This window comes from Pedobacter miscanthi (genome assembly GCF_032678605.1).
Lineage (GTDB): Bacteria > Bacteroidota > Bacteroidia > Sphingobacteriales > Sphingobacteriaceae > Pedobacter > Pedobacter miscanthi_A.
Window position 1 is genome coordinate 31092 of sequence record NZ_JAVTSU010000009.1, and the last position, 12813, is coordinate 43904.

General features: G+C 33.3%; 12 protein-coding genes. All 12 read right to left on the minus strand.

Translation table 11 applies throughout. The features are described 5' to 3' along the window. Window positions 1-3: 3 nt before the first annotated feature. The 12 genes from R2R28_RS14415 to R2R28_RS14470 all read right to left on the minus strand — a co-directional run bounded on the left by R2R28_RS14415 (window position 4) and on the right by R2R28_RS14470 (window position 12662). Window positions 4-744: an oxidoreductase gene (locus R2R28_RS14415; protein WP_316826387.1), complete on the minus strand. Its 741-nt coding sequence runs from the start codon at window positions 742-744 to the stop codon at window positions 4-6. Continuing rightward, window positions 737-1666, minus strand: a complete 930-nt coding sequence (locus R2R28_RS14420; protein WP_316826388.1) for a Gfo/Idh/MocA family oxidoreductase — start codon at window positions 1664-1666, stop codon at window positions 737-739. The genes R2R28_RS14415 and R2R28_RS14420 overlap by 8 nt, the downstream gene beginning before the upstream one ends. Continuing rightward, complete coding sequence (locus R2R28_RS14425; RefSeq protein WP_316826389.1) at window positions 1660-2385, minus strand: acylneuraminate cytidylyltransferase family protein; 726 nt, start codon at window positions 2383-2385, stop codon at window positions 1660-1662. The genes R2R28_RS14420 and R2R28_RS14425 overlap by 7 nt, the downstream gene beginning before the upstream one ends. Further along, window positions 2385-3449: a nucleotidyltransferase family protein gene (locus tag R2R28_RS14430; protein ID WP_316826390.1), complete on the minus strand. Its 1065-nt coding sequence runs from the start codon at window positions 3447-3449 to the stop codon at window positions 2385-2387. Before R2R28_RS14430 ends, R2R28_RS14425 begins: the two co-directional genes overlap by 1 nt. Then, window positions 3433-4548: a UDP-N-acetylglucosamine 2-epimerase gene (neuC, locus tag R2R28_RS14435; RefSeq protein ID WP_316826391.1), complete on the minus strand. Its 1116-nt coding sequence runs from the start codon at window positions 4546-4548 to the stop codon at window positions 3433-3435. Before neuC ends, R2R28_RS14430 begins: the two co-directional genes overlap by 17 nt. After that, window positions 4548-5558 carry an N-acetylneuraminate synthase gene (neuB, locus tag R2R28_RS14440; RefSeq protein WP_316826392.1) on the minus strand — a complete coding sequence of 337 codons (1011 nt, stop codon included), beginning with the start codon at window positions 5556-5558 and terminating at the stop codon, window positions 4548-4550. Before neuB ends, neuC begins: the two co-directional genes overlap by 1 nt. 3 nt (window positions 5559-5561) lie before the next feature. Next, window positions 5562-6176, minus strand: coding sequence for an acetyltransferase (locus R2R28_RS14445; RefSeq protein ID WP_316826393.1), 615 nt, complete (start codon window positions 6174-6176; stop codon window positions 5562-5564). Next, entirely contained in the window at window positions 6176-7327 is a 1152-nt protein-coding gene (locus R2R28_RS14450; protein ID WP_316826394.1) for a LegC family aminotransferase, read from the minus strand. Before R2R28_RS14450 ends, R2R28_RS14445 begins: the two co-directional genes overlap by 1 nt. Before the next feature lies 1 nt (window position 7328). Beyond that, entirely contained in the window at window positions 7329-8516 is a 1188-nt protein-coding gene (locus R2R28_RS14455) for a UDP-N-acetylglucosamine 4,6-dehydratase (protein ID WP_316826395.1), read from the minus strand. A 70-nt stretch (window positions 8517-8586) separates the two neighbouring features. Then, window positions 8587-10932, minus strand: a complete 2346-nt coding sequence (locus R2R28_RS14460; RefSeq protein ID WP_316826396.1) for a polysaccharide biosynthesis tyrosine autokinase — start codon at window positions 10930-10932, stop codon at window positions 8587-8589. A gap of 14 nt (window positions 10933-10946) precedes the next feature. Beyond that, a complete protein-coding gene (locus R2R28_RS14465; protein WP_316826397.1) occupies window positions 10947-11753 on the minus strand; it encodes a polysaccharide biosynthesis/export family protein in 807 nt (268 codons plus the stop codon). A gap of 168 nt (window positions 11754-11921) precedes the next feature. Then, window positions 11922-12662, minus strand: a complete 741-nt coding sequence (locus R2R28_RS14470; RefSeq protein WP_316826398.1) for a tyrosine-protein phosphatase — start codon at window positions 12660-12662, stop codon at window positions 11922-11924. Window positions 12663-12813 lie beyond the last annotated feature (151 nt).

Consider the following 12813-nt stretch of genomic DNA (forward strand, 5'->3'; position numbering starts at 1 on the left):
TATCTAAATGCTTGTCCATCCGCCATCTATGGCGAGATTCTGACCTGTGACATATTTTGATTCGTCAGAGAGAAGAAAAACAACTGCGGGCGATATGTCTTCAGGAGTTCCCATTCTTTTCATTGGTACTTTTTTGTTATAATTTTCAACAAAGATAGGGTTTTGATTATCGAAAATCCCACCTGGAGAAACTGTATTAACCCTAATGTTCTTTGGGCCAAAATAAGAAGCTAAATATCTGGAGAAATTAACAATTCCTCCTTTTATAGCAGAATAAGCTGCAGGCATTGTCATTGTTGTTCCGTTGTACACTGTAAAATCAGGCCCAACTATACCATAAACAGATGACATGTTAACAATAGCACCAAGTTCCCTTTCAACCATATATTTGCATACCTGCTGTGTAAAGTAGAAATAGCTATTCAACTGCCAGTCTACATTTTTTTGCCACGATTGATATTTTATATCTTCAAATTTATTTCCCCAATCTGCAGTTCTGGGATACGCATTGTTTACCAAACCATCAATTTTTCCATATTTATGGATTATTAATTCAATGCAGTTCGTTACAGATTCTTCATTTGTAATATCACACTTTAAAGTTGATAAATCTTCTTTAGTTTCATTGCTGATATCGACGTTTATACAAAAACCTCCCTCGCTTAGAATACTTTTAATTATTTCTTTGCCAAGAAGTCCACTTCCTCCAGTAACAATAATAATTTTATCTCCTAATCTATTCATTTATAAGGCAAACTTTAAGTGTTTCAAGTGATTCTTCAAAGGTATTCATTGGCATTTGATTATTCATCAAACAGTCTATAAAATATTGCATTTGTGATTTATACGTTTGTAAAATCGTAAAGTCACTTGGTTGATAGATTAATCCATGTAAACTGGATGTAATTTTATTCTGCAACAAATCCACTTGCCAGGTTTCATCCTCAAACAAAATTTCTAAACTTCTTTTTGCGTCCTTCCTATAGTAATTGAGCACTATATTCACACAAAAATTCGCATACTCTAACGAGTAATTAGCATAATCGTATGCATCAATATCAAGTGAAGATTTATTTCTTTTAATGCAAGATCCATTTAAAGGAATATCAAAGAACCATTTAACATAATCTATCTCATGAAATAAATCTAAATGAACGCCTCCGCCCATAACTTTGTTCGCACTATATACTTGTTTATAATCAACAGAAGGTCTCCACTCTGGCAAATATGAACCACAGTATACATTTACCTCATTTATTCTTTTTTTATTCGATGAATCAATGTAATTCTTTACAAATGATACGCATGGATGAAACCTAAGATTACATGCAACATAAGTTTTTAAACCTATTTTATTAATATTCTTAACAAGTTCATCAGCTTCAGCCAGTGTGCTAAGCGGAGGTTTTTCAATAAATAAAGGAATATTCTTATTGGCTAATGAATTAATATAAAATGAATGGAGGTGTGTAGGGTTTGAGATAATTGCAAAATCAATCTCTCTATCAAAATTATCTAAATCATATACATTAATGACACCATCTATTATCGAGGCACCTTTTTGAGATCGTAAAGCATAAATCTTCGATTCCACATTTAAAGCCTTTAAAGCGTCAATATGCTTTTTCGCAATAGATCCCAACCCAATGATTAAAATCTTTAGCATAAAATATCGATTTTTTTATTTACAATCAAGTATTCTAAAAATTCGAAATCAATTGGATGATCAAGATCAAAACAAATATGTTTCATTTCAAAAATTAAAGATCGACTAGTGATAGGTGATTTTAATCCTAAATCAAAGAATGAACGTTTATACCAATAAAAAGATGCATTTAAATCGTATACCGGAGGCGCCATTTGTCTACTCATTACCGAACCATCGCTCGATTTCTTAATTAAATCAAAATAGCCATTACCAGCAGGTTCAACCATATTAAAATAAGGATTTCTCGCTGCTGGATTAACGGAAAATAGTGTTAAGGCATTTTCATTTTTCTGTATTAAATCAAATCCTTCCTTTAAGTCTTCTTTAGTTCTTAACGGAGATGTTAAATCTAAATCTAAAATATAATCGTACTGATCACCGAATAAAGACTCTTCATATAATAAAAGATCTCTGATAGTATCGATCTTACCAGCACTATCAGAAGCAAGTTCATTAGGTCTTGAATAATTAGTATTTAAATGTAACTGGGCTGCTGCCTGTTTTATTTTATCATCATCAGTAGAAAGCGCTATTTTAGCATTATAATCTTTAGCGAAATTCCTTGCAACCTCAATGGTATATTCAAGTAGTGGCTTTCCAGCCAGTGGCTTAATATTTTTGCCTGGGATTCCTTTCGAACCACCTCTGGCACAAAGTGTTATTAGAATATTCAACATTATAATTTTATGTGTTTAATATCTTCTTGAGCCTTAATCAGATCATGATGTTTACCAATATCTAACCAATATCCTAAAAGAGGATAGTGAATTAAAGTAGTATTATCATTTTCAATCACTTTATCCATTAAATCAGTTGCGTTAAAAAACGTGCCTCTTTCAAATACTTTTTTTAACGAAAATTTTAAAAGATAAATACCCCCATTGGAATAATAAGTATAATTTGGCTTTTCCGAAAATGAAGTAATCTGATGCCCAGATGTTTCTATCACAGCATACGGTATATTAACGTGGTAAGGTACACTAGCTATGGCCATATCAGCCTTATTGGTTTTATAAAAATTAAAGAAATCTTCAAAATCAATATTTGTTAATAAATCCGAATTCATTACCAATATGTCTTCATAGTCGATTTGATTTACAAACCCCATAGCACCAATTGTACCTAAAGGTTCATTTTCTTCGAGATAATGTATATTTATTCCTTTATCTATGCCATTGCCAAAATAATCTATAATCTGTTCTTTTAGATATTTAACACTAATATAAATATCCTTAACACCGTAGGAGATTAACCGATCTATATTATGTTCTATAATTGGCTTATCTCCAACTTTTAACATGGGTTTTGGACATCCATCAGTTAAGGGCCTTAACCTTTCTCCTTTACCACCTGCCATTATTAATGCTGCAATTGGGAGAACTGTTCTTGTTTTTTTTAAATCTAAAATTTCTAATAACTGAAATTCATCATCAATTGATGGTATCAGGTTAATTTCAGCTATCCGGTATTGCTTTATAAGATCAATATTATCTTCAGAGACTTTAAGGTATTTAAAGTTTATATTCATGAAATCCTGAATAGGATGGGAAATTTCTAATCCATTTAAAAGCCCTCTTCTAATGTCTCCATCAGTTAACGAGCCAACTAACTTATTATGATCATCAACAACAAATAAAGTCCTACTTGCGCTATCGCCCAACTCATCTAAAGCCTTAAGTGCAACCCTTGCTTCATGGTTAACACTTACAATATGCTCTTTATTTTTATCTATAAGATTCATAATTTTTTACAATATTGGTTATTAACTTGGCGGAATTTCGTTTATAATAAATATTTTCTCCTGTATATGAATTATCTTGACCGATTTTATTTACTGCCTCGATGATTTTGGATGAGTCAATGGGTACATGAATAATATTTCCACCCGCTGTTCTACCTTTTTGACGGTCGCCCAGATTAATAACATATTTATTAAAAGAAGCAGCCTCTATTATTCCACTTGAAGTATTACCTAATAAAAACGAGCAATACTTCATCGCTGAAAAATAACTTTGAGTGCCTAAATTTTCTATTAAAAAGACTCTTTTGTTATTAGAAAAATTATCAATTAAAGCTTTTCTGACAATGTTGCCCGAAGTGTCTGCATTAGGCATAGTTACAAGTACCTGATAATCGGCCAGATTAGCTAGTGTTTCTACCAATTGCCCTGCGTAATGGCTGTTTTGTTCAGCAGCTACAGTTTCAGGATGAAATGTAGTAAGCATTGTTGGTAATGACAGATCAATTCCCCACTTGCTCTTAAACTCTTTGATACTTAACAATGTAATATCGTTCAGGTTATCGAGACTAAGCGCTCCAATATCAAAAATATTTTCTTCACTGCCTGTGATTTGAGCAACTCTTTTTGCATGGTTTTGTGTAGATACAAAATGACACTTTGATGCTAAAGTTATGGAGTGTCTAAAAACATTATCTATTGCTCCTATGGTTGTCTCACCACCGTGAATATGTGCAAATGGAATTTGAAATGGAATACCAGCTGTAACTGCAGCAAACATTTCATACCGATCACCTAAGCAAAAAACAAGTTCAAAACTATCTGAATGTTTATTCCAAAAATCTGCAAATTTAATTGTTGTTAATCCTATTGCAGTTGAAATTGAACTCGCTGAATCTGTTAAGAGCATTGATTCAATAGTATAACTAACATTAAATCCAAGGTTCTCGATCTGGTTAATGGTTTTGCCATGAAAGTCAGAAAGGTGCGTTCCAAAAGCTATTATTTTCAGCTCAAAAAAATCATCTTTTACCAATTCTTTTAATAATGGCAGATAAATCCCAAAATCAGCCCTTGAACTCGTTAATAAACCTATTTTCATTAGATAAAATCTGTAGAGTTTAGTTTGTAGCCTGCGGGCAAATTACCAACTATTTGTTTCCCGATTACTTCTCTCATTTTCATTGGTGAGAGCCCATCACCGGGTCTTAACATTTCCAAGTCAGACTCTAAAATAATCTCTCCCTTTTTCTTAGCAACTGCTAAATGAATACTTTTTCTTGCTATAGCTATATTTTTAATTTCAGACTCGCTAGGCTCTTTTTTACTCGAACCTAAAGAATGCTCAATATTACGAATAGCATTTACCATATCCTTAAGCTCTCTAGGCTCTAAGGATGCCGCGTGATCCGGTCCAGGTAAACTACGATCTAACGTAAAGTGTTTTTCAATTATTTTTGCACCAAGGGCTACAGCAGCAATTGGAACTTCAATTCCGAGGGTATGATCAGAATAACCTATTTCTACATCAAATTTTTTCTGAATCTCCAACATAGCGAATAAATTAACATCCTTGTATGGCGTAGGATATTCCGTATTACAGTGTAAAACTGATATTTTAGCTTCTGAATTTTGTTTCAACACCGAAATGGCCTCTCCAATTTCCTCCATCGTGCTCATTCCAGTGGATAAAATAATTGTATCGGCTAATTCAGCAACTTTTTCAAGATATGGCAAGTTGGTTAATTCACCAGAAGGAATTTTAAATAAACTTAAGCCCAATTCCTTTAAAAAAGTTAAACTATCTAAATCAAAAGCTGTTGAAAAAAAACTTATATTCTGTGATTTACAATAATCAATCAACTCGTAATGATCACTTATCGATAATTCGAGTTTTTGCAACATCTCCAATTGACTTTCGCTAGAATTACCTGTGTTTTGATTTTGATAATCAGCTTTCACAGCTTTACTGCTTACCAATTTATTGGCCTTAAAAGTTTGAAATTTAACGTAGTCAACACCAGCTTCTGCAGCGGCATCAATAAGTTTTTTAGCTGTTTCAATGCTTCCATTGTGATTTACTCCTGCCTCTGCGATTATTAATGTTCTCATAGGTTATTTCTTTTTAGCAGGATTTCCATAAACGATTTCCCCATCTTGAATATCTCTTACCACCACAGAACCTGCACCAATAATTACATTTTCTCCGATAGTAATTCCTTGCCTTATTACTGCATTTGCTCCAATAAATGTCCGTTTTCCAACGGAAATATTACCTGCTAATACCGCACCAGGTGCTATATGCACATAGTCATCAATTGTACACTCATGTTCAATAACACTGCTCGAATTACAAACAACAGCTCTTCCGATCTTAGCCAATGAATTTATTACTGCACCCGGCATTACAACTGTACCATTTTCAATAGTAGCTAAATTGGAGACATTCGCTTTGCTATGAACCAAATATGGACAACGTATTCCTTTATTCACTAAATGTTCAAAAACTTTAGCTCTGATCAAATTATCACCCAAACCTAAAAAGACATCACTATCCTTAAGATTATTTAATATTTGAGGATCATTTTCATTTCCTAAATATGTTAGGTTATATGGATTATTAACTTTTTCTTCTCGTTCGCAATATCCAATCAAGCGGTAGTTAGCAGACAGAATGGAATCAATAACTACAAATGCATGTCCGGAATAGCCTATTATTACAGCTTTCATTATAACCTTACACTGCTAGGTATATTAACTAAACGGTCAGCAATCCACTTACTATTTTCAAGATTTCCTCTTTCTGAATTTTCGAACATTTGTAGCCTGTGCATCAATTCCCAAACAGGTCTGGCCATTACACCATTACTATTCATATATCCCAAAAATTCTTGCTGTTGTTCTTTATCCTCTAAAATGAGTGTATTAAGCCAATAATTAGCCTTCGCATCTGCTAGTTCAGTTACAAATTTGATATTAGTTCCTTCTAGTTTGTTTTGATATAAACCAGCTAACTCTCTTTTATTTTCAACAAATTTACCCAGTTGTTCCAATTGTGCACAAGCTAATGCAGCATTCAAATTTGGCATTCTATAGTTGTAGCCAATTTCATCATGCACAAATGCCCACGGGTGAGCAACTTTAGCTTGTGTGGTTAAATGCTTGGCTCTTAATGCCAGTTCTGAGTTGTTGGTAATCAAAGCACCACCACCACCACTTGTTACAGTTTTGTTCCCGTTGAAACTAAATGTTCCAATTTCTCCAAAAACACCAGTATGTTTATTTTTATAATAACTTCCTAATGATTCTGCTGCATCTTCAATTAACGTAATATTCCAACGTGCACAAATTTCAGCTATTTCATCAATACGACATGGTAAACCAAAAGTATGCATCGGAACGCAAGCCTTTATTTTCCTTCCCGAATTTTTGTTATAAGTGAATCCATCAGCTTTTATAGTTGCATTTTCCTCCAAAAAGCTTTTGATCGAGGCTGGAGAGAGTCCTAAAGTATCTTTATCAACATCTAAAAATACTGGCTTAGCGCCGATATAACTAATGGCATTACAAGTAGCAATAAATGTTAAACTTTGTGAAATAACTTCATCTTCAGCTTTTACATCGGCTAAGATTAAAGCCATGTGCAATGCATTTGTTCCGTTGACAATTGCTATAGCATGTTTAGCGCCTGTAATTTCACACATCATTTCCTCGAAACGATTAACATAGCTTCCTACAGAGGAAACAAATGTAGAATCCAACGTATCCATCACATATTTACGTTCATTACCTATAAATAATGGCGCGTGTAAAGGAATAAAGTCTTGATTTGGAAATAATTCTTTAATGAATAAGGCTAAATCTTCGAAAATAACTTTCATACTACATTTTTGCATCTAAATATTTACCCGTTTCTTTATGTCCAAAATCTGGAATCATACTGTGAAATAAATCAACTATAGTTTCTTTGGTCCACTTCTTTCCGGCTTTCAAACTGGAGATATTCTTTTCAAAATGATCAAGTTGATCATGATCAAATTTAAGTTCGTTTTTAATGATACCTAAGTTATCAAACCTATCCAGATCCAACACTTCATTCTCAGTATAAAATTCTTCAAAGTCTTTTTCTCCAGTAGTATCACTATGCGTGAATAAGCACGGCCATTTACCTTCGTGAGGCAAAGTTTTGATTAATGCCCTTGCTTCGTCCTCAGTATTACATAAGTAAGGTTCATACCCTAAATCATTTAAATACCTTACCGCGATATCGGCAAAAGTAATGAGATGCAGATTTTCGCTTAATTTAGGAAAGAAAACATCTCTATTTTCACCAAAAATACAAGACATTAAACACAATTCTCCAGATTCTTTAGGGATAACGAAGTACCTTTTAATGTCGTTAGGCGCAACTATTGGCTGTAATTTTTGAACACGTTGATTAAAGCCATGTAATAAGGAGCCATCAGAAAAAGCAACGTTAGCAAAACGAGCTGTAGAAATGTTGATTTCTTTGCTTTTACGCATTAAAAACATTTCCATAATACGTTTTGAAGCTCCCATCATGTTAACAGGGTTTGCAGCCTTATCAGTTGATACACAAAAATACTTCTTAACTCCTTTAGCAATAGATTGATTGATTGTTTTTTCAGTATTAAAGATATTCACATCAATCATGCGCATTAAGGTAAAAGGATCTTTTTCGCTTCTTACATGCTTTAATGCTGATAGATTAAGGACATAGTCATACTGGCCATCCGATTCAATAAATGCATCATACTCGATTGAGCCAATATCTAAAGCAAAGGTTTGGAAATCTCCGTTAATATAACCAAAAGAACTTCGAATGTCTCTAACCAATTCTACCATATTATTTTCGCTGATATCTACAACATGAAGCTTTAGTGGATTTCTTTTGAATATCTCTTTGGTTACAGCCTGCCCTATAGAACCAGCCCCACCAATGACTAAAAACCTAGATTGACTAACTTCTTCACTTAATCTATCTTCATTTCGACTGATGTCATCATGAAATAGTTCTCTTTCACGGCCGATTAAACTTAATATTTTCATTTTTCTTTATCAAAATAACTTCAAAATTAGGTTCAAACTTATTTTAGAACAACAATGAAGTAGCTTTAAATTATTTTTTAAAAATCTTTTGGTACCATTTCTCGTTAGAACTTTGGCCATAATTCCCGTACCCATAACCATAACCATAATACTTGCTTACGATATCATTAACGACAATCCCTAGGTTCTTCATTTTTCTGGTCTGATATAATTCTTCAACAATTTTGATCTGATCTTTTTGTGTGATCTTTTGTCTTACTAGATATAGAGTTACATCAGCATATTTAGAAAGTAACTGAGCATCAGCAATAATTCCCACTGGAGGAGCGTCCATAATAATATAGTCAAATTCCTTTTTTAACTCTTCAATTAATTTTGGGACATGTTCATTCATTAAAGTCTCTGCTGGATTGGGCGGTAATGGCCCAGAAGAAATAATGAACATATTTTTATTGATTGACAAAGGTTTAACAATATCGGCCATTTTTATTAAAGGGCTTATGGTGAAATTACTAAAACCCATATCATTGCGAACCGCTAATTTAGCCGAGAGTCCCGGCTTACGTAAATCTAATTCCATCAACAATACTCTTTTCCCTGCTAAAGCAAGTATATTTCCCAAATTAATTGCAGTAAATGACTTACCCTCGCCGCTCATACTAGAAGTTAAAAGTATCACTTTCTCCTTTTCTGTTTTTAAGTAAAAGGAAAGATTTGTACGTAGAGCTCTAAACTGTTCAGAAATAGCTGAACGACTTTGATTGGCTACAATTAGGTTATCATCAATAGAATTGTGACTAATTTCTCCTATAACTGGTACACTTGTGAGAGAAGTAATCTCCTCCTTTGTTTTAATACTTGTATTAAGCAGTTCTTGTCCAAAGATTAAAGCAATGGGAAAGATTAATCCAACTACTAGACCTACAAGATATATAGTGTTTTTCTTAGGGCTAATCGGACTTACATCAGACTTTGGAGGATCAATAGTTTTAGCTATTGAAATATTCGCTGTTTTGGAAATATTGGTTTCTTCGGCTTTCTGCATCAAAAATATGTACAATTCCTGCTTAATCTGCTGGTTACGGGCAAGTTTCAGATAATTTTTTTCTACCTGAGGAACGCCAGAGATCTGATTTTCGGCTGTATTGAGTTGGCTTCGAAGCTTATCTCTTGTGAACAAAGCCGATTTTTTTGTATTTTGAATGTTGGAGAGCATATTACTCCGTAATTCAGCAATTTGTTTATCTATATTTTGAATGAAAGGACTTTGCTCCGTAACTCCAAGTAACTGTTTTTCTCGTTCAAGGAGCAAAGAGTTATAGTTTTGCATAATATTAGAAAACACCATATCTTGGGGTATCAGAGACGAAGGGAATGCGCGCTTATTATTTTGATTGTCCTTTAAATATTTCTCCAGATCATTGATTACCGTAACTTGGGTTTCTGCCTTAGCCAATTCAGAAGAAAATACGCCAGAATTTTGGACTAATAATCTTCCCTGCTCACTCATATCAGCTAACTGATTTTGCTGTTTAAATGTTTCCACCTTATTTTCTACATCTCCCAGCTCTGAAGCAATTACATTTAATCTTTCTTTGATAAATCTGTAAGTACTGTCCGCAACCGCATTTTTATCATTTAAATTGGATTGTGTATATTTCTTAATTAAGGTATTCAAAATATCCTCTCCTTTATTCGGTAAAGGATAAGACAATTTTAAATCAATTATACTAACCTGTTTGTTGCTCGCTGCAACGCTCAATTGCCCCATAAGTGAAGCGACTCTAGAATCAATTGAACTAATGATAACATGGTATTCACTATCATCAAATTGACCTAATTGAGTTGACTCAAGTTGCAACATACCTATTCCATTAACTTTAAACTGCTCATTCCATCCAACTTCTTTTTTAAAATTCTTAGTACTGACCAAAAACTTGTTTGCAGTTTTTTTGACTATATCCAATTTTGTCGTTACAATTGTATCAACCCCCTTAATAATATTTATTTTAAATGGCGCTTGATACAATTCACGACTAACTAGATTCGTTTTCTTTGAGTACACAATATTTAATTGCATTTCTCTAACAACCTGTTCCATCAAAAATCTAGTTTTTAAGATTTCCACCTCATTGTCAACGGAATTCTTAGACCCCATCAGCCCACCTAGATCCATGAGCGCTCCAGCCTGTTTTGCCATCCCACCACCTTTTTGATCGTCGTTAACAATTAACTTTGCATTGATCTGATAGGCTGGAGCAGTATATTTGCCATATATGAATGCAACTATTAAACAAGCAAAAATACTAATTACAAACCACGTCCATTTATCTAAAAGTTTATTAAATATGTCTTTAAAATTAATTTCAACCTCTTCATGGTCTTGTACGATATTCATTTCTTGATGATTATTCATTTAAATGGCTACTATTATTTAAAGTTAGAAATGGCCAAAACAATAACCGAAACTACTGAGGCAATTACACCAATAGTCTGGATTTGAGCAGAATTTGAAGCAGAAACCTTGCGTTTATTTGGTTCTACATAAACAACATCATTCTGCTTTAAGTAATAGAACGGACTGCTAAAAATATTGCTGGAATTGAGGTCCAACCGAGCAAATTCCTTTTTACCATTATTATCTCGAACAATCAACACATTTTCTCTCCTGCCGTAAATAGTCAGATCCCCAGCTAAACTTAAAGCATCTAAAATTGTTACTTTTTCGTTTGGTAAGGTATAGGCAGATGGCGAATTTACTTCACCCAAAACGCTCACTTTAAAATTAGCAAAGCGCAACTGAACGTTAGGTTGTTTATAAATGTCAGTAGATTTTTCGCGGATCATTTCTCTCGCCTGATAGGTTGTTAAACCCGCTACTTTTAGTTTTCCAATAAGCGAAAGCTCAATTTCTCCATTTTTGTCAACTAGAAAACCAGTGCTCTGAGCGGCTAAACTGGAATTCGTATTGCCGCCAAGTGCTGGAGTTGAAGCGGCTTGATTAATGATTGCACCGCTTTGAGGATTAAGGGTAAAGATGTTAATACTTAATATATCATCTGGTTGTATTACAGGCTCTGTAAAAGCAATAGCGCTATCTAATTTGGCTTGTTTAACAGACTGAATGTCTTGAAAATAAGCAATTTTTTTATTACTTACACAAGAAAAGCTAAGGGTAATCATAAAAAACAGAACAATCAGCTTCGATCCCTTATTCACATTATTTTTTTTATTCATAGGTATAAATCTGTTCTAACATTATGGTGTATAATGAACAGCTTGCAAACTTAATCATTTAATTGTAATATCTAAAAAGCATAATTTCAGATTAATTATAACTAGTTTAATTTCAGCGTTAATTATAAAAATGATGTCAATTTTGAATTAGTGAGGTATAAATAAATATTAGATCAAAACCGATCCAAATATTTCCTGATTCTTAAAGTCATAAGAACCAATTAAATCATAAAGTTTACCGGATTGTATCGCCTCTTTTAACGTATTTAAATGTTTATCATGATGTAAGTCAGTACCTGCTAAATCATACATTTTTTCTTTTAAAAGCGATTCTGCGAGTTGTTTTACATCTTTACCATAGTATCCCAAAACCGACAAAAGATTCAGCTGTAACAAACAGCCTTTTTCTTTAAAGCGTTTTAAACGGCTCTTGTCTCTAAAATAGAAGGTATAACGCTCGGGATGTGCCAAAACAGGCTTATAGCCCTTAATTTCAACATCAAATATGGTTTGACTAATGCTTGGGCTTTCAGAAAGATAAGACATCTCAATCAACAAATGTTTCTGATCTAGTGAGCATAAATTTTGATCTAAAGTAAAATCCTGATCAATCATATATTCTGCCCCCGCACCTAATTTTGTCGAAATATTAGCATGATCAAGTGCTGTTTGCAAATCCCGTCTGGCCTTATTTATACTTTCTGGCGTATTAGGATATAATTCCTTTAATATATGCGGGGTAGCAATCAATTGATCAAAACCAAGTTCTGTAAGTGATTTCACAAATCTAACAGAAGTGGCTACATCGGGTGAACCATCGTCAATTCCCGGCAAAATGTGTGAGTGTATATCAACACCAAGCCATGAAATATCGGTAACTTTATTTTTCTTACTAAAGAAACTGAACATATATTATAAATGGAAATATCAAATTAATTCACTCAACATTAATACTAAACATATCAACTAAATCCTTATTCATTTATAATTGAAAGGAAAAAGATAATTACTCAAATTAACTGCATAAATCTAAGGCATTTTATACAGTTTTCCTATAAAG